The following is an 18110-nucleotide window of genomic DNA, read 5'->3' on the forward strand; positions in this document are numbered from 1 at the left end:
TATTGTTGTCCCAGTGCAACGAATTAGCTTGCCGACAAGTGCCGGCGGCGTGGGCGGCGAATATCTTCCCAAGCTTAGCTCAGTTGAAGTCGGGTAAATCCTTTAAAATAGCGGATTACGCTCCAGCAGCTTTCCGTATCCGAGGATCATGTCATGTCAATCTCCAGTACCCCCGAAATCGTCGAAGAATTGCGCGCAGGGCGCATGGTCATCCTGGTCGATGAAGAAGACCGCGAAAATGAGGGGGACCTGGTGCTGGCGGCTGATTTCGTGACGCCCGAAGCCATCAATTTCATGGTCAAGCACGCGCGCGGCCTGGTCTGCCTGACCCTGACCGAAGAACGCTGCAAGCAGCTCAACCTGTCGATGATGACGTCGAGCAACGGCACCTTTTACGGCACCAACTTCACGGTCTCGATCGAAGCGGCCGAAGGCGTGACCACCGGCATTTCGGCAGCCGACCGCGCCAAGACCATCCAGGTGGCGGTGGCCAAGAACGCCAGCCCGGCCGATATTGTGCAGCCAGGCCACATTTTCCCGCTCAAGGCCCAGCGCGGCGGCGTGCTGATGCGCGCCGGCCACACCGAAGCCGGCTGCGACCTGACCGAGATGGCCGGCCTGACGCCGGCCTCGGTCATCTGCGAAATCCTCAAGGACGACGGCACCATGGCGCGCCTGCCGGACTTGCTCGAATTTGCCAGGGAACACAATCTGAAAATCGGCACCATCGCCGACCTGATCCACTATCGCGGGCAGAACGAATGCCTGGTCGAGCGCATCGCCGAGCGCGCCATGCAGACCGCCTACGGCGAATTCCGCCTGATCGCCTTCCGCGACAAGCCGAGCGGCTCGGCCCACCTGGCCATGGTGCATGGCGACCTGGCGCCGAACCTGGACGCGCTGGTGCGCGTGCACCAGCCGGTCTCCATCCTCGACCTGCTCGACAGCGAAGCGACCACCCACTCGTGGACCATGGCCTCGTCGATGCAGGCGATCAAGCAATCCGACCGTGGCGTCATGGTGCTGCTCAACTGCGGCGAGACGGCCGACCAGCTGTTTGCCCAGTTCGCCGCCCTCGACGCCAACAGCAAGCCGACCGGGCGCGCCGCCAGCATGGACTTGCGCACCTATGGCATCGGCGCCCAGATCCTCAAGGACTTGGGCGTAGGCAAGATGGAATTGCTGGCCAGCCCGCGCAAAATGCCATCGATGACCGGTTTCGACCTGGAAGTGACCGGCTATCGCGCCAAGCCGGACAGTGCGTCGCAGAGCGCGTCGCCAAGCGCGTCGCCAAGCGAGCCGTCCGCCAAGGCAGCCGCCTGAAGCGGTACACTCCATACTCAATCACATACATATATATAGAAGGGGTCTGCCATGACCGTAGGAACTTATGAAAGCAATCTGACCGGTGCAGGCCTGCGCGTTGGGATCGTCCAGGCGCGTTTTAACGCCGATGTGGGCCACGGCCTGCTGTCGGCTTGCCTGGCTGAACTCAAGCACCTGGGCGTGGCCGACGAAGACGTGCTGCACGTCACCGTGCCGGGCGCGCTCGAAATCCCGCTGGCGCTGCAAAAAATGGCCGAGACCCAGCAGTTCGACGCGCTGGTCGCGCTCGGCGCCGTCATTCGCGGCGAAACCTACCACTTCGAGCTGGTCTCGAACGAATCGGGCGCCGGCATCACCCGCATCGGCCTCGACTACGGCATCGCCATCGCCAATGCCGTGCTCACCACCGAGAACGACGAGCAGGCTGAAGTGCGCATGGCGGAAAAAGGGGCGGAAGCTGCGCGCTGCGCCGTCGAAATGGCCAATCTGCTGATCGCGCTCGAAGAGCTGCAAGCCGACGAAGACTGATTTGGGGCCGTCAGCAATATATCGTCAAGAACACATCGTCAAGAACACGTCGTTAAGAATAAACGGTAAGAAGAAGGTAAGAACATGACAGAGAAAACTTTGCACGCCAATCCCAGCAAGAACCGCACGCCGCGTCACCGGGCGCGCGAGTTCGCCTTGCAGGGACTGTACCAGTGGCTGCTGAACAATGAAGACGCCACCACGGTCGTGAACAACATCCGCGCCGCGCACGGCTTCGAAAAAGCCGACGCCGACCACTTTGCGGTGCTGTTGTATGGCGCGATCAAGGATTCGGTGGCCTTGCGCGAAGCGTTTGCGCCGCTGATCGACCGCGGCGTGGCCGAGCTGTCCCCGATCGAGCACGCGGTGCTGCTGATCGGCGCGTTCGAGCTGAAAAACAACCTGGATATTCCGTATCGCGTTGTCATCAACGAAGCGGTCGAGCTGACCAAGTCGTTCGGCGGTATCGACGGCCACAAGTACGTCAATGGCGTACTCGACAAGCTGGCCCCGAAACTGCGCGCCGACGAAGTCGCGGGCGACACCCGCCGCTAGGAGTCTGCGCGGCAGAAGGAGTCGAGGCGAAACGGGTGGGAAAAGAACCCAATTCACACCCACTTTTGAGGTCTGTAGCCGTAGGTAGGTGCGCGACGGCGCACCTACGACCGAGAAATGGGTGGGGAGTGGGACTTTTCTCCACCCGTTTCGGCCGACGAGCTTCTGCCGCGCAGACTCCTAGGGGGTCAGACCCCGGTTTTTCTCTTAGGGGTCTGACCCCGGTGCTAGCTCCGCCGCAAGCGTTCCGCCCACAAAAAAGCCCGATGCAAGCATCGGGCTTTTTCATATCCACTATATATATAGTGTGCGGCAATCACAGGCCGGCGATCTGCTCCTGCGATGCCTTCTCGACCATGACCGGTTTCGGCGCGGCCGGCGCGGTAAACGTCGGCACTTTCTTGCCGCTCGCTACCAGCTTGAGCTTCTGATACTCGTTCATCACGCGCGAACCATAGCCCTGGTCGGTTTCGAAGGCGGCGGCGCCCACATACGTCTTCAGGCCGGCTTCGACCGAACCGCCGCGTTTCACGTATTCCTTGAGAATCAGCGAACCGACGCGGATATTGGCCACCGGATTGAGCGCAGCCCGGGTTCCGCCCATATCCTGGAACTTTTCGTGGTGAATCTTCGACATCACTTGCATCAGCCCCTGCGCGCCCACCGGGCTCTCCGCGAAAGGATTGAGGCCCGATTCGATCGCCATGACCGCCAGGATCAGCAGCGGGTCGAGCTTGATTTCGCGCGCCGTCGAATAGGCGGTCGAGACCAGCATATCGGCAGCGTCGCCGGCAACGCGGTAGCGCTTGGACAGCCAGGTGGTCACAAATTCCTGCTGCTTGCGGTTGGCCTTGAGGGCCTTGTCGTCGAGCGCCAGGATGGGCGGCTGGTTGTCGACCAGCACCGCCGGAGCGGGGGCGGTCATCAGGGCCGACAGCGCGGGCGCCTGCACGGGCGCGCGCGCAACGGCGGGCGCCGGCTTGACTGGCTGGGCCAGCAACTGCGAGGCTTCATGCGCCAGTTCGGGGCGCAGGTAGAGCAAGGCCATCATGGCCAGTGCGGAAACACCAAAGAACGTCAGTGTGTGTTGCATCGTGGTCAGGAGAGCACGCGCCGTTTTGCTCACGGAAGACCACGTGACTGGCTGGCTGGCCATTGTTTGGGCGAGCTTTGCTGTCGCCCCGTTGAAACGATGTATCATCGAATTCCCCTTTGTCGCGGAAAAAGCCGTCCCTGTACCGCGCGTTGGCGCAGCGGGCCGACAAATGCCGTGCATCAGAAATATCGTCCATCGCCGCCGCTCGGGCACGCGATTAACGCCGTCATTGCTTGCTTCAGCTGGTCGTTCCCTGTGGTATTGGACCAGTGGCTAAACAACTTTTTCGGGGGAGAAGGCAGACGCCTATTGAAAACACTCCTTAAAATGTCATTGGGGCCCCGACCCCGTGAAGTTATGAGACAGGCTAGAATCGTATCCGTGGACAGCGCCTGCTCATCAAGTAGGGCGAATTGTAGAAGCGGGTATATACTAAGTCAATACTAACACAAACATTCTATATTACTTTTAGATCTAGCTTTTTGTGCTGCATTGCAGCAAAGCCCTATGAAATCAACAACTTGCCATGGCGAATTCAACAACCATGCTCACATGAAAAAAAGAATTAAAACCAGATGAATTATGTAGACTTGCGCGATTTCATGACGAAAATGCAAGAAATGGGCGAATTGAAGCGCATTTCCGTGCCTGTTTCGCCCTATTTGGAGATGACGGAGGTGTGCGACCGCGCTTTGCGGGCCGCCGGACCGGCCATTTTGTTCGAAAAACCGACCGGTCATACGATTCCGGTGCTCGGCAATCTGTTCGGCACGCCGCGCCGGGTCGCGCTCGGCATGGGCGCCGACGATGTGAGCGAGCTGCGCAAGATTGGCCATGTCCTGGCGCGCCTCAAGGAGCCGGAACCGCCCAAGGGCTTCAAGGACCTGATGGGCCTCGGTTCCCTGGTCAAGGCCGTGTGGGACATGTCGCCCAAGGAAGTGCGCGGGGCCGCCTGCCACGATATCGTCTGGGAAGGCGCCGATGTCGACCTGGCGCGCCTGCCGATCCAGCATTGCTGGCCGGGCGACATCGCCCCCCTGATTACCTGGGGGCTGGTCATCACCAAAGGCCCTAACAAGAAGCGCCAGAATCTGGGCATCTACCGCCAGCAGGTGATCGGTCCGAACAAGGTCATCATGCGCTGGCTGGCGCACCGCGGCGGCGCGCTCGACTTCCGCGAGCATGGCATTGCCACCAAGGGGCAGCCGTATCCGGTGGCCGTGGCCCTCGGCGCCGACCCGGCCACCATCCTCGGGGCGGTCACGCCGGTGCCGGACAGCCTGTCCGAATACCAGTTCGCCGGATTGCTGCGCGGCAGCCGCACGGTGTTGACCAAGGCCATCGGCAGCGAGCTGCGCGTGCCGGCCTCGGCCGAGATCGTGCTGGAAGGACATATTTACGCCGATCCGACCCATCCGACCGGCTACGAGCATGCGCTGGAAGGGCCGTTCGGCGACCACACTGGTTACTATAATGAGCAGGACAGTTTTCCGGTGTTCACCATCGACCGCATCACCATGCGGCGCGATCCCGTGTATCACTCTACGTATACAGGCAAGCCGCCCGACGAGCCGGCCGTGCTCGGCGTGGCGCTCAACGAAGTCTTCATTCCGCTGCTGCAAAAGCAGTTCAGCGAAATCACCGACTTCTACCTGCCGCCCGAAGGATGCAGCTACCGCATGGCCGTGGTGCAGATGAAAAAGCAGTACGCCGGCCACGCCAAGCGCGTCATGTTCGGGGTGTGGAGCTTCCTGCGCCAGTTCATGTATACCAAGTTCATCGTGGTAGTCGACGAAGACGTCAATATCCGCGACTGGAAAGAGGTGATCTGGGCCATCACCACGCGCGTCGATCCGATGCGCGACACCTTGATGGTCGACAGCACGCCGATCGATTACCTCGACTTTGCCTCGCCGGTCAGCGGGCTGGGCAGCAAGATGGGCATCGACGCCACCAACAAGTGGCCGGGCGAGACCAACCGCGAGTGGGGCACCACGATCAGCATGACGCCGGAAGTGAAGGCGAGGGTGGACCGGATCTGGGGCGAGCTGGGCCTGTAGCCATCGCCGGTGGCGGCGATCTGGCGCGCGTGGAGGATGCACCTGGCCCAGTCGGGCAAGGGCGGCGACATGTTTCATGGCATGTTCGAGTGGATCATTTGTTGGTATAGTTGTATTCTTGCGGTTTCGTCCAGCGCGATCATGCTGGCGTCGCACCGCCGTACCGAAAGAGCGCCAACGCATTAGCCTTCACTAACCAGGACGAGCCCGCCCATGTTTGAAGCCGCCCGCCTCACCGACCCCATCGCCCACAGCAGTGCCCTGGCGGGTTTTCTCGTCGGCGCCCTGATCGGCATCGCCCTGATCGCCGCCGTCGCGTTCGCCACCTTCACTTGCGGCTTCGGCGTCGCGCTCATTGCCGGCCTGGTCGCCGGCGTGGGCGCCACGGCCATACTCGGCATCGGCGAGGCGATCGGAAAGTCGATCATGTCGCCCGCCGGCACCATCACCAGCGGCTCGCCCAATGTCTTCACCAACAAGCTGGCGGCCGCTTTCGCCAAGACCAGCACGGTCGTGTGCGACAAGCACAGCCCGGTGCCGTTGGTGGCGGAGGGCTCGACCAATGTTTTCATCAACGGCTTCGCGGCGGCGCGCAAGGACGACCACACCACCTGCGGCGCCGTGATCGACGGCGGCTCGTCGAACGTGTTCATCGGCGGCGGCACCAAGGCTTATCTGCCGGTCGCCGACGAAGTGCCGCCATGGCTGCGCACCACGGTCGACTGGGCGTTCGCGCTGGCCGGACTGGCGGGCGGCCTGGCCGGCCTGGTCAAGGCGGCCGGGGGCTTGTCGCGCGCGGTGCTGCCGTGCGCGGCCAAATTCATCGGCGGCTTCGTGGCCGGGGAAGCCATCGGCCGTTACGTGGCCACCCCGATCGTCTCGCGCGTGCTGGGCGGCCTGATGGGCAATCCGGTCGAGGTGGCGACCGGGCGCAAGGTGCTGCTGGCCCAGCACGAAATCGACGCCGTGGTCCAGAGCCCCATCCCGCTGGTCTGTTCGCGCTTCTACGCCAGCGACCTCGCTGTCGACTCAAGCCTCGGCAAGGGCTGGGTGTTGCCATGGGACTTGCGCCTGCAGCAGCGCGACGGCATGATCTGGTATACCGACGGCCAGGGCCGCGAGACCGGCTTCCCTCTGGTCCAGCCCGGTCACTGCGCTTACAGCGAAGCGGAGCAGTGCTACCTGGCCTGCAGCGCCGCCGGACAATACATTTTGTACGACCTGAACGAGGTGTATCACGACTTCGGCCAGCTCGACCCCGGCGGCGCCGTGGCCTGGGTGCGGCGCAGGGAAGACCGCACCGGCCAGTGGCACAGTTACCTGCGCGACGAGGCCGGCCGCGTGAGCACGATTCGCACCAGCGGCGGCCAGCAGCTGGAGCTGCGCTACGCCGATGCCCCGGTGCGCCTGCGCGCGATCGATTGCACCGGCGGCGGCACCCCCGGCACCCTGGTCGGCTATGGCTACGATGGCGCCGGCCAGCTGGTGTCCGTCACCGACGCCAACGGCGCCGTGGCGCGCCGCTTCAGCTACCTCGACGGGCGCATGGCCAGCCACACCAACGCGCTCGGCCTGACCTGTACTTACGAATGGGCCGAGATCGGCGGTGCCGCGCGCGTGGTCGCATGCGGCACCAGCGAGGGCGAACGCACCAGCTTTCGCTACGACCCCCAGGCGCGCCAGACCTGGGCGCAGGACGAGCAGGGACGCACTGCCCATTGGCAGTACGACGCCCATTTCCAGATCACCGCCTGCACCGATTTCGATGGCGCCAGCTATCGCGCCGCCTTCAATGACGCCGGCATGCCGCAACGGGTCTGGCTGCCGGGTGGGCGTGAAGTGGCGTTCGAGTACGACCTTGCCGCGCGCATCATCGCCGAGACCGATCCGCTGGGGCGCGTCACCCGCACCACCTACGACGGCAACAGCCTGCGCATCAGCGAACTGACCCTGCCCGACGGCGCCCGCTGGCGCGCCGAGTACGACTACCTGGGGCGCCTGCTGGCGACTGTCGATCCGCTGGGCCGCGAGGAACGCAACGAATACCCGCAGGGCCTCAGCCCCTTCCCCCTCGCGCGCATCGATGCGGCCGGCGGGCGCCAGCAGATGGCATGGAACCCGCGCGGCCTGATGACGTCCTACACCGACTGCTCGGGCAAGGTCACGCGCTACCAGTACAACGCCGACGGCCAGCTGGCCAGCCTGACGGATGCCCTCGGCCAGGCCACGCATTACCGCTACCTGCGCACCGGCGAGCCGACCCAGGTGCTGCTGGCCGACGGCAGTGCCGAAGAATTCAGCTACGACGCGGCCGGCCTGCTGATCGAGCAGCGCGGCCCCGGCCGGCAGCCGCGCCGCTGGGTGCGCAACGCGCGCGGCCAGGTGCTCGATGTGATCGAGCAGGCGCAGCATCAACTGCGCTACCGCTACGATGTGCGCGGGCGCGTGGTGGAGTTGGCGCGCGGCGAGCTTGCGCGCTACCGCTTCGAATACGATGCCGGCGACCGCCTGGTGCGCGAAGTGCGCCCGGATGGCGCCGAGCGGCGCATGCGTTACGACCCGGCCGGCGAACTGCGCGAGATCGAAAAAATCGGCGCCGTCCATGGCCGGGCCGCGCCCCGCACCGTCGTCTACGAACGCGACAAGGCAGGGCGCGTGCTGGCCCAGGCCACCGCAACGGCGACCACCCGCTACACCTGGGACGATGGCGACCGCCTGCTCGCAGCGGCCTGCGAGCCGGGCGAGGAAGGCCTGGCGCTGGGCGTGAGCGCGGGCGCGGTACGCTTCGACTACGACGCGGCGGGCCGCATGGTGGCTGAACATGGCGCCGAGGGCACGCTCGGCTATGGGCTCGATCCTCTCGACAACCTGGCGTCGCTGGCGCTGCCGCACGGCCAGCGCATCGACATGCTCTCCTACGGTTCCGGCCATGTGCACCAGATCCGCTGCGCCGGCCAGGTGATCTGCGACGTCGAGCGCGACGACCTGCATCGCGAAGTGGAGCGCACCCAGGGCGCGCTGACGCAGCGCATCGCGTACGACATCCTGGGCCGGCGCGCGTCGCAGACGGCCGGCAGCGCGCCGGAACTGGCAGCGGGGCAGGCTCGCCTGTGGCGCAACTATCGCTATGGCCCTTCCGGCGACCTGGCCGAGCAGCGCGACAGCGTGCGCGGCGCGATCGATTTTCAGTACGACCCGCTCGGCCGCTTGCAGCGCCAGACCCGCCGCGCCGACCAGCGGCAGGAACGCTTCGTGTGGGATGCCGCCGGCAATCTGTTGCAGGATGCGGGAGCGAACAGCCGCGGCCAGGTCGAGGGCAACCGGCTCAAGGTCTGGCAGGACCTGCGCTTCGAGTACGACACCTGGGGCAATATGGTCACCAAGCGCAAAGGCGCGCACCAGGTCCAGCGCTTCAGTTTCGACGCCGAAGACCGGCTGCTGAGCGTGGTGACGGAAAACCCGGGCGGCGTATCGGAAATGCGCTTCGCGTACGATCCGCTGGGCCGCCGCATCGCCACCACGGACACGCATACCGACGCCGGCGGACGCGCGCGCACGCGCATCAAGCGCTTTGTCTGGCAGGGGCTGCGCATGGTGCAGGAGCGCCGCGACAACGCCGTCAGCAGTTATGTGTTCAGTCCCGACGCCGCGTACACGCCGCTGGCGCGGGTCGACGCGCTGATCGCCGCCGCCGCGACGGCCGCCGCCATCGCCGGCGCGCAAAATTCGGCGCGCGTGTATCACTTCCATACCGACCTGATTGGCGCGCCGCTCGAAATGACCGATGACGCGGGCGAGCTGGCCTGGGCCGCAAGCTACCAGGCCTGGGGCAAGGTCGGCCACGACGACGATGTGGCGCTTGCGGGCGCCATCGAGCAGCCCTTGCGCTACCCGGGCCAGTATGCCGATGAGGGCACCGGGCTGCATTACAACACCTTCCGCTTTTACGACCCCGACATCGGGCGCTTCATCAGCCCGGACCCGATCGGACTGGCCGGCGGCGACAATCTGTATGCGTACGCGCCCAATCCTTCCGGCTGGATGGACCCCCTGGGGCTGATGCCATGGGTCGATCCGGTCAGGGTCGGGCACCACCTGGTTCCGCAAAGCCTGGCCCGCTCGACCGGTACCAGCCTGGTGGCGACCCTGTTCGGCAGTAACACAAGGACGCCGACCTTTTTCTTCGCGAAACCCTATGTGTCGGGCGCCCATGAAGCCATTCACGCGGCCCAGAAACCGTTCGTCGGGGCCCTGACCGGATCGTGGAGCGGCAAGCCGATGGACCTGGTGCGGGCCGCCGGCAAGGGGCTCGACGCGGTGTCGCATATCCGCGGCGACCTGAAAATACCGGCAACCGGCGAGGTCATTGCCCGCAATGTCACGCCGCGCCAGGCGTTCTCGGCGCTGTTGACGTGGGGCAGGCAACAGGCGATGCCGCCGCCGTCGGGCGGCTGTTGAGATGAATGGACGGACCCACTATGATTCTGGAGGTATGAACGTGCAACAATTCGAGGTGATCGTCGACTTTGGCGGCATCGTCATGTTCGACGACAAGAGCTTGCAGGCGTATTTCGGCCAGATCGCCGAAGGCGACAATCTTTACACGCGCCTGACCACCAGCGACGATGGCGACAAGGTGGTGGAGCAGGGCATCGTGGTGCCGATCATCGGCGTCAACGACAGTTTCTACCGGGTCGTGGTGCGCATGGCTGGCGAAGCGTCCGTCGTTCCTGATGAGCTGATCATTGTAAGAAACGCGTCGTTCCCGCTGCGTGTGACGGGCCGGCTCATCATTGCAGACCTGGCCGTGTTTCTGGAGTGGTATCCCGAGCAAGGGTGGCAGCGGGTCGATGTTGCGCCGGGATGCTACGCGGTGGCGGTCAACGGCTTTCGCAAGGTGGACAATAATGTGGTGGTCGACTTCGGTTTTGAAATCGTCCTCACCCCCGCCGCCACGCTCCCTGCCATGAGCGCTTCGCTGCAGCAAGACATGCAGGTGCTCGAACTGCCAGCGTAGGGGCGTGCAAGCTGTTTCCCACAAATCCTTCCGGTCGGTTATAATTGTCGCTGGCGGGCCCCTGCGCATTGTGGCATGGCTAACCTGGTCAGGTCGGGAACGAAGCAGCCACGGCCGTTAACCATAAGTGCCGCAGATCAGGCTCGCCTCTTTCGATCTTCCAGTCCGTCCCACCTCGTTCGCACCTCCCAAATTTCCTTTGTAAAACAGCGCTTGCACAAGCGACGGTTTCGCATTCTCGCGCACTCTTGCTACAATTGCCTTTTCGGGCAGCGGGAAGCCCCCGCGTTCGCTATCTACGGTAAAATTCAGCATGTCCTATCAAGTCCTCGCCCGCAAATACCGTCCCAAGAATTTCGACACGCTCGTCGGCCAGGAGCATGTGGTGCGCGCCCTCACGCACGCGCTGCAAAGCGGCCGCCTGCACCATGCCTACCTGTTCACCGGCACGCGCGGTGTCGGCAAGACGACCTTGTCGCGCATCCTGGCCAAGTCGCTCAACTGCATCGGCCCCGACGGCAACGGCGGCATCACCGCCAACCCGTGCGGCGTGTGCGAAGCGTGCACCGCGATCGACGCCGGCCGCTTCGTCGACTATATCGAGATGGACGCCGCATCGAATCGCGGCGTCGACGAAATGGCCCAGCTGCTGGAGCAGGCCGTGTACGCCCCATCGAACGCGCGCTTCAAGGTCTACATGATCGACGAGGTGCACATGCTGACCAACCACGCCTTCAACTCCATGCTGAAGACGCTGGAAGAGCCGCCCGAGCACGTCAAGTTCATCCTGGCGACCACCGATCCGCAAAAAATTCCCGTCACCGTGCTCTCGCGCTGCCTGCAGTTCAATCTCAAGCAGATGCCGCCGGGGCATATCATCAGCCACCTCGATAACATCCTCGGCCAGGAAGGCATCAGCTTCGAGCAGCCCGCATTGCGCCTGCTGGCCCAGGGCGCGCACGGCTCGATGCGCGACGCGCTGTCCCTGACCGACCAGGCCATCGCCTACGCGGCCGGCGAAGTCACGCTCGACGCGGTGCAGGGCATGCTCGGCGCACTCGACCAGACTTACCTGGTGCGCCTGCTCGACGCGCTGCTTGCGCAAGACGGCGCCGACCTGATGGCGGTGGCCGACGAAATGGCCAGCCGCAGCCTGTCGTACAACGGCGCGCTGCAGGACCTCGGCACCTTGCTGCACCGGATCGCGCTGGCGCAAAGCGTGCCGGCCGCCGTGCCGGAAGACCTGCCCGAACTGGCCGACATCCTGCGCCTTGCGCAAGCCTTCGACGCCCAGGAAGTGCAGCTGTATTACCAGATCGCCGTTCACGGCCGCAACGAGATTGGCCTCGCGCCCGACGAATACGCGGGCTTCACCATGACCTTGCTGCGCATGCTCGCTTTCCGCCCCGGTAACGGTGGCGGCGAAGGGGCGCCGCCAAGCGGTTCGTCCGCCGCCCGTTCGCCCGCGCCGGCACGCGCAGCCGCCGCCGCCGCGGCCGCGGCACCGGCGCGCGCCGGTATGGCCGCTGCGGCGGCCGTCGCCAGCCATGCCGTCGTGAGCGCGCCACCGCCGCCACCGCGCATGCCGCCCGCGCCCGTGCAACAAGCCGCGCCGCCAGCGCCCGCGCCTGTGCAGCAAGCGGCGCCGCCGGCCAGCGTGCCGGCCATGAACTCGGCGCGCGCCGCCATCAATGCCGCCCTCGAAGCGGCACGTTCGGCCAGCCGTGGACAGAACTCGTCGCCGCGCCGTCCGACCGCGATGTCGAACCAGGCCGCCGCCAGCGCCGCCGCCGCCGCGCCGCCGGCCCCCGCAGCGGAGCCCGAGCCCCCGGCCGCAGCCAAGCCGCCGCCGCCATGGGAGCAGGGCGAGTCCCAGGCCGCCGCCCCGGCAGCGCTGGCCATGCCGGCGCCGCCGATGCCCGAAGCGCACTATCCCGACACGCACGATGACGGCGAACCGCCATCGTGGGTCACCGAATTTTCCGACGACACCGCCGTCGCGCAAGAGGCCCCGCCCGCCGCCGCCGCGCGCGCACCGGCGCGGCCGCGCCACGCCTACGTCATCACCCCGGTGCCCGCCATCGACTGGGACGGCAACTGGCCCGCGCTGGCCGCCGGCCTGGTGCTGCGCGGCGTGTCGCAGCAACTGGCGCTGCAAACGGAACTGGTGTCGTGCGTGGTCGACGGTAACGTCACCACCTTCAGCCTGCGCGTGCCGATCGACACCCTGCGCGCCAGCGGCAATACCGAAAAACTGTGCACGGCGCTGCAGGAGCGCTTCAGCGGCACCAAGATCCACCTCGAGATCGACATCGGCCCGGTGTGGTATACCGCCAGCGCCGAAGCGATCGCCTACCGCGAAGAGTGCCAGCGCGTGGCCGAGGAAACCGTGGCCAACGATCCTTTCGTCAAGGACGTGATGCGCGACCTCGGCGCGTTCATCGTGCCCGGCTCGGTGCGTCCCGCCCCAAGCGCGCCGGCATGAACCGGCCACCCTATTAATCTCATTCCTTACTCTCATTTCTAAAAAATCCGGAGAATCACCATGATGAAGAACCAACTCGCAGGCTTGATGAAACAGGCGCAAGCCATGCAGGACAACATGAAGAAGGCGCAGGAACAGCTGGCGAGCGTCGAAGTCGAAGGCCAGTCCGGCGCCGGCCTCGTGAAGATCGTCATGACCTGCAAGAACGACGTCAAGCGCGTCACCATCGACCCGTCGTTGCTGGCCGACGACAAGGACATGCTGGAAGACCTGGTCGCCGCCGCCTTCAACGACGCCGTGCGCAAGGCAGAAGCGACTTCCGCCGAAAAAATGAGTGGCCTGGGTGCCGGCATGCAGCTGCCGCCCGGCTTCAAGATGCCTTTCTAAGAACGCAGCAAGAGCCCATGTCCAAATCGCTCGACTTCCTGACCGAAGCGCTGCGCCGATTGCCCGGCGTCGGCCCGAAGTCGGCGCAACGCATGGCCTTCCACCTGCTGCAGCACGACCGCGAGGGCGCAGCCATGCTCTCGCGCGCGCTGTACCAGGCAGTCGACGCGGTGCATCACTGCGCGCTGTGTAACACCTTCTCCGAAACCGAGGTCTGCGACCTGTGTCTCGACGACCAGCGCGACACCAGCATGCTGTGCGTGGTCGAGACCCCGGCCGACCAGATGATGATCGAGCAGACCCTGACCTACAAGGGCCTGTACTTCATCCTCATGGGCCGCCTGTCGCCGCTCGACGGCATCGGCCCCAAGGACATCCATCTCGAAAAACTGCTGGCGCGCGCCGCCGACGGCGTGGTCGTCGAAGTGGTCCTGGCGACCAACTTCACCAACGAAGGCGAAGCCACCGCCCACTACATCAGCGAGATGCTCAAGGCGCGCGGCCTCAAGGTCAGCCGCCTGGCGCGCGGGGTACCGGTCGGCGGCGAGCTCGAATACGTCGACCCGGGCACCATCGCGCGCGCGATGCTGGACCGGCGCAGCACCTGATGACGGCGGCGGCGCTCAAGCCCGGCGCGCTGGCCGGCATCAAGGTGCTCGAACTGGGCACCCTGATCGCCGGCCCGTTCTGCGCGCGCATGCTGGCCGAATTCGGCGCCGACGTGATCAAGGTCGAAGCGCCCGACGGCGGCGACCCGATCCGCCAGTGGCGCATCCTCAAGGACGGTACCTCGCTGTGGTGGTCGGTCCAGTCGCGCAACAAGAAAAGCATCACCCTCAACATGAAAGATGAACGCGGGCGCGCCATCGCCCGCCAGCTGGCGCTGGAAGCGGACATCATCATCGAAAACTACCGCCCCGGCGTGCTCGAAAAATGGGGCATCGGGTATGAAGCGATCAAGGCCCTCAATCCGGCCGCGATCATGGTGCGCCTGTCCGGCTTCGGCCAGACCGGGCCGATGAAAGACCAGCCGGGTTTCGGCGCCATCGGCGAATCGATGGGCGGGCTGCGCTACGTGTCGGGCCACGCCGACCGCCCGCCGGTGCGGGTGGGCGTGTCGATCGGCGACTCGGTGGCCGCTTTGCACGGCGTGATCGGCGCCATGATGGCGCTGCGCCACCGCGACGCCACCGGCGGGCGCGTTTCCGGCGAAGGGCAGATGGTCGACGTGGCCCTGTACGAAGCCGTGTTCAACCTGATGGAGTCGCTGGTGCCCGAGTTCGACCACGCCGGCGTGGTGCGCGAGCGCACCGGCGGCGCACTGCCGGGCATCGTGCCGTCGAATACCTACACCACCGGCGACGGCGAGAACATCGTCATCGCCGGCAATGGCGACGCCATTTTCAAGCGCCTGATGCTGGCCATGGGCCGCATCGACATGGCGGGCGACGCGCAACTGGCGCGCAACGATGGCCGCGTGCCGCGCAGCGCCGAGATCGACGACGCCATCGCCGCCTGGTGCGCCACCCACACCATCGACAGCGCGCTGGCGACCCTGAAGGCGGCCGATGTCCCGGCCGGCAAAATCTACTCGGTGCGCGACATGATGAGCGACCCGCAATTTCTCGCGCGCGAGATGTTCGAGCAGCACCACTTCAGCGACGGCACGCCGGTCAAGCTGCCCGCCATCACGCCCAAGCTGTCGGCCACGCCGGGCCGGACGCGCTGGCTCGGGCCGGCGCTGGGCCAGCACACCGATGAAGTTCTCGCCGGCCTCGGCTACGATGCCGAGGAGATCGCGGCCTTGAGGCAGGCTCAAGTGCTGTAAGGGCGCGTCCGCAAGCGCGTCCCCAACTGGCGCGCCGTCCGTTTGCGCGCGCTCAAACTTCCTAAGTTATCCGCTGCTAAGGTGGGCTCTCTCAACTGGGCCCACCAGCATGCACCTCGTCGACATCACCATGTTTTATGCCGCGGAAGGCGGCGGTGTGAGCACCTATCTCAACGCCAAGGCCGCCTGGCTGGCGCAGCGCAGCCGCGTCCGCCACACCATCCTCAGCACCAACGTCGACAACCGCGACGGCACGCCCGCATTGCTGCGCTTGCCCGCCGTGACCGTTCCGGGCATGCACGGCTACCGCGTGCCGCTCACGGTCGGCGCCCCCGCGCGCCTGATGCGCGGCCTGCGGCCCGACCTGATCGAAGCGGGCGACGCCTTCCACGCCGCCTGGGCGGCCTTGCGCGTGCGGCGCCAGCTGGGCGTGCCGGCGGTGGCTTTCTATCACTCCGACCTGGCGCGCCTGGTGCACGAACGCTTCGGCCGCACCGCGCGCCGTGCCGCCGGCGCCTACCTGGCGCACCTGTACCGCCAGTTCGACCTGGTGCTCGCGCCAAGCCGGCTGATGGTGCACCAGCTGGCCGCCATCGGCGTGCGGGGCGCGCTGCACCAGCCGCTCGGGATCGACATCCGCACCTTCTCGCCGCAGCGCCGCGGCGAGTCGCTGCGCCAGGAGCTGGGACTGGCGCCCGACACCCGCCTGCTGGTCTACGCCGGCCGCTTCACCGCCGAGAAAAAGCTGGCGCTGCTGATCGACGCCGTGCGCAAACTCGGGCGGCCGTATCACCTGCTGCTGATCGGCGGCGGCGGCGAGCTGCCGCGCTGCGCACACACCAGCGTGATTGGCTTCCAGCGCGACCAGTGCGTGCTGGCGCGCCTGCTGGCCAGTTGCGATGTGCTGGTCCATCCCGGCGACTGCGAAACCTTCGGCCTGATCGTGCCCGAGGCGATGGCGTGCGGCTTGCCGGTGGTGGGCACGCGCGGCGGCAGCGTGGCCGAACTGATCGACGACGGCACCGGCATCCTGGTGCCGCCGAACAGTGTCGATGGCCTGGCGGCCGGCATCGAAGCGATTTACGGCAGGGACCTGGCCGGCATGGCGCGCGCGGCCTCGCGCAAGGCGCGCGAGCAGTACGACTGGAACCGCATCATGCCGCAGCTGATGAACCGCTACGCCGGCTTGCTGGCATCGCGTGCGCGCGCCGACCTGGAGGCCGAGCGTGTCTGCGCCACCGAATGAACGTCGCCGCGCGTGGACTGGCCCGCAGACTGTGTGCGAGGCCGCATCGCCGGAGGAGCGGCCCGCGCTGTGCGTCGTCATCCACGACGTGGCGCCGGCCACCTGGCCCGACTGCCTGCGCCTGTTGCAGGCCGTGCGCGAGGTGGCGGATATTCCCTTGACGTGGCTGGTGGTGCCGCGCTGGCACGGCAGCGCGGCGCGTTCGCCGGCGCTCGAGGCGGCGCTCGGCCACTTGCTCGCCGATCGGCACGAAATGGCCCTGCATGGCTACACCCATCTCGACACCGCCGCGCGGGCAAACGGCTGGCGCAGCCGCTTCCTGCGCGGGGTGTACACCGAGGGCGAGGGCGAGTTCGCCGCGCTCGATGTGGCCGAGGCGCGGCGCCGCATCGCGCGCGGGCTGGCCTGGTTCGACCAACGCCGCTGGCCCGTGAGCGGCTTCGTCGCGCCCGCGTGGCTGCTTGGCGATGGCGCCTGGGAGGCGGTGCGCGGTCATCCGTTTGTTTACACGACGACGTGGCGTCATTTTCATTGCTTGATGCCGACGGAGGCGCAGTCCGAGCCAGCGGAACCTGGCCCGCATCAAGCCGTGCAGCGGCAACGCCGGCTTCCCCCGCTTTCTTTGAACCCGTTGTTCCCGCGCTGGCGGGAACCCAAGTTCGCCGCGCCGGCACCGCAGCGTTCCGAGGCTTTGCACTCCCCCTCCCTTGTGTACGCCGCGCGCAACCGCACCGGCCGCATCGTCTCCCCACCCGCCGCGCGGATGCTCGCCACGCTCCTGCGCGACGCCCCGCTGGTGCGCCTGGCCCTGCACCCGCGCGACGCGCATCATCCGGCGCTGCTGCGCCACGCGCAAAAACTCATCGAACATCTGCTGCAATCGCGCGTCGCCCTGACCAAGGCCGGCTTCGCCAGTCAATGGCTTGGCGCTACCAGTACGGCCCCCAATACCCGCCCAGCGACCAGTGCGAGCGCCCCAGCGCCCCGTAGTAGTGCGGATAGCCATAGCGCAGCAGATCGTCGCGCGCGCTAAGCTGGAGCACGCAATTGCGCCAGGTATCCGAGTTGGCCGGATAGCCGAGCTTCGAGCACGCCGGCCCGTACACCACCATCGTCCGCTCCATCTCCGCCTGCGCCGCGGCGGCCCTTTGCTGTGGCGTGGTGCAGCCTGCGAGCAGCAGCACGCCAATACACGCTGTCGTCAACCTATGCATCGAACTCTCCTTTATGCGCGCCCACTTTGCGCGCGGCCGCGTAGCTCCTTGATCTAGTGTCCCGAGTCGGAAATTCGTTGAATAAACATGGCGATAATCGCGCCGATACCGCGTCACAAATGCTCGCCAGGCATTTGCCTGTCTGCGCTTTGCTCCTTGTCTCGGTGCGATTTCGCCATGTTTAATCGTCAACGAATTTCCAACTCGGGACACTAGCCTTACTGTGTCATAAAAGCATTGTAACTATTAGCCCTTGTGTATACTGAAACCTTCCATGACGATGGGGGTGAAGATGGACAATTTGGCAGATCTGGACGAGTATCTCGAACACCTTTGCACTGCACTGGGCCATGCCGACCGAAGGGTCA

Annotated in this window: 13 protein-coding genes and 1 other RNA gene; 13 read left to right on the forward strand and 1 reads right to left on the reverse strand. The window is 65.7% G+C overall.

The features are described 5' to 3' along the window. Nucleotides 1–153: 153 nt before the first annotated feature. From ribBA to nusB, 3 genes are all read left to right on the forward strand, one after another. Nucleotides 154–1323: a bifunctional 3,4-dihydroxy-2-butanone-4-phosphate synthase/GTP cyclohydrolase II gene (gene ribBA, locus F2P45_RS09415; protein WP_166873298.1), complete on the forward strand. Its 1170-nt coding sequence runs from the start codon at nt 154–156 to the stop codon at nt 1321–1323. Nucleotides 1324–1374: 51 nt separating this feature from the next. Beyond that, nucleotides 1375–1854 carry a 6,7-dimethyl-8-ribityllumazine synthase gene (ribH, locus tag F2P45_RS09420; RefSeq protein WP_166873301.1) on the forward strand — a complete coding sequence of 160 codons (480 nt, stop codon included), beginning with the start codon at nt 1375–1377 and terminating at the stop codon, nt 1852–1854. An 84-nt stretch (nt 1855–1938) separates the two neighbouring features. Beyond that, nucleotides 1939–2409 carry a transcription antitermination factor NusB gene (gene nusB / locus F2P45_RS09425; protein WP_166873304.1) on the forward strand — a complete coding sequence of 157 codons (471 nt, stop codon included), beginning with the start codon at nt 1939–1941 and terminating at the stop codon, nt 2407–2409. A gap of 316 nt (nt 2410–2725) precedes the next feature. Here the strand turns inward: nusB and F2P45_RS09430 are convergent, their stop codons facing one another. Next, nucleotides 2726–3511 (reverse strand): transglycosylase SLT domain-containing protein, encoded by a 786-nt coding sequence (locus tag F2P45_RS09430; protein ID WP_308613422.1) that lies wholly within the window; start codon nt 3509–3511, stop codon nt 2726–2728. 569 nt (nt 3512–4080) lie between these two features. Between F2P45_RS09430 and ubiD the strand changes: the two genes are divergently transcribed. The 10 genes from ubiD (at nt 4081) to F2P45_RS36100 (ending at nt 17561) form a co-directional block, all read left to right on the forward strand. After that, nucleotides 4081–5565, forward strand: coding sequence for a 4-hydroxy-3-polyprenylbenzoate decarboxylase (gene ubiD / locus F2P45_RS09435; protein WP_166873310.1), 1485 nt, complete (start codon nt 4081–4083; stop codon nt 5563–5565). A 213-nt stretch (nt 5566–5778) separates the two neighbouring features. Further along, complete coding sequence (locus F2P45_RS09440; RefSeq protein WP_166873313.1) at nt 5779–10023, forward strand: RHS repeat-associated core domain-containing protein; 4245 nt, start codon at nt 5779–5781, stop codon at nt 10021–10023. Between the two features lie 34 nt (nt 10024–10057). Beyond that, nucleotides 10058–10582, forward strand: a complete 525-nt coding sequence (locus tag F2P45_RS09445; RefSeq protein WP_166873316.1) for a hypothetical protein — start codon at nt 10058–10060, stop codon at nt 10580–10582. A 52-nt stretch (nt 10583–10634) separates the two neighbouring features. Next, nucleotides 10635–10733, forward strand: an RNA gene (ffs, locus tag F2P45_RS09450) — signal recognition particle sRNA small type. Nucleotides 10734–10895: 162 nt separating this feature from the next. Beyond that, nucleotides 10896–13067 carry a DNA polymerase III subunit gamma/tau gene (locus F2P45_RS09455; protein ID WP_166873318.1) on the forward strand — a complete coding sequence of 724 codons (2172 nt, stop codon included), beginning with the start codon at nt 10896–10898 and terminating at the stop codon, nt 13065–13067. Nucleotides 13068–13127: 60 nt separating this feature from the next. Then, nucleotides 13128–13454 carry a YbaB/EbfC family nucleoid-associated protein gene (locus F2P45_RS09460; protein WP_166873321.1) on the forward strand — a complete coding sequence of 109 codons (327 nt, stop codon included), beginning with the start codon at nt 13128–13130 and terminating at the stop codon, nt 13452–13454. 17 nt (nt 13455–13471) lie between these two features. Then, nucleotides 13472–14062 (forward strand): recombination mediator RecR, encoded by a 591-nt coding sequence (gene recR, locus F2P45_RS09465; protein WP_166873324.1) that lies wholly within the window; start codon nt 13472–13474, stop codon nt 14060–14062. Beyond that, the gene (locus F2P45_RS09470; RefSeq protein WP_166873327.1) at nt 14062–15282 is read left to right on the forward strand and encodes a CaiB/BaiF CoA transferase family protein; all 1221 of its coding nucleotides are present in this window, start codon (nt 14062–14064) and stop codon (nt 15280–15282) included. Before recR ends, F2P45_RS09470 begins: the two co-directional genes overlap by 1 nt. Before the next feature lie 109 nt (nt 15283–15391). After that, entirely contained in the window at nt 15392–16528 is a 1137-nt protein-coding gene (locus F2P45_RS09475; protein WP_166873329.1) for a glycosyltransferase, read from the forward strand. Then, a complete protein-coding gene (locus F2P45_RS36100) occupies nt 16509–17561 on the forward strand; it encodes a DUF2334 domain-containing protein (protein WP_370663226.1) in 1053 nt (350 codons plus the stop codon). The genes F2P45_RS09475 and F2P45_RS36100 overlap by 20 nt, the downstream gene beginning before the upstream one ends. The last annotated feature ends 549 nt before the right edge of the window (nt 17562–18110 follow it).

It is taken from the genome of Massilia mucilaginosa, from assembly GCF_011682145.1.
GTDB lineage: Bacteria > Pseudomonadota > Gammaproteobacteria > Burkholderiales > Burkholderiaceae_D > Telluria_A > Telluria_A mucilaginosa.

Bases quoted from the DNA above. Each gene is read 5' to 3' on its own strand.
- ubiD (WP_166873310.1), top strand. From the start codon at position 4,081: ATGAATTATGTAGACTTGCGCGATTTCATGACGAAAATGCAAGAAATG.
- ribBA (WP_166873298.1), top strand. From the start codon at position 154: ATGTCAATCTCCAGTACCCCCGAAATCGTCGAAGAATTGCGCGCAGGG.
- recR (WP_166873324.1), top strand. From the start codon at position 13,472: ATGTCCAAATCGCTCGACTTCCTGACCGAAGCGCTGCGCCGATTGCCC.
- F2P45_RS09475 (WP_166873329.1), top strand. From the start codon at position 15,392: ATGCACCTCGTCGACATCACCATGTTTTATGCCGCGGAAGGCGGCGGT.
- nusB (WP_166873304.1), top strand. From the start codon at position 1,939: ATGACAGAGAAAACTTTGCACGCCAATCCCAGCAAGAACCGCACGCCG.
- F2P45_RS09460 (WP_166873321.1), top strand. From the start codon at position 13,128: ATGATGAAGAACCAACTCGCAGGCTTGATGAAACAGGCGCAAGCCATG.
- F2P45_RS09445 (WP_166873316.1), top strand. From the start codon at position 10,058: ATGAACGTGCAACAATTCGAGGTGATCGTCGACTTTGGCGGCATCGTC.
- ribH (WP_166873301.1), top strand. From the start codon at position 1,375: ATGACCGTAGGAACTTATGAAAGCAATCTGACCGGTGCAGGCCTGCGC.
- F2P45_RS09455 (WP_166873318.1), top strand. From the start codon at position 10,896: ATGTCCTATCAAGTCCTCGCCCGCAAATACCGTCCCAAGAATTTCGAC.
- F2P45_RS09470 (WP_166873327.1), top strand. From the start codon at position 14,062: ATGACGGCGGCGGCGCTCAAGCCCGGCGCGCTGGCCGGCATCAAGGTG.
- F2P45_RS09440 (WP_166873313.1), top strand. From the start codon at position 5,779: ATGTTTGAAGCCGCCCGCCTCACCGACCCCATCGCCCACAGCAGTGCC.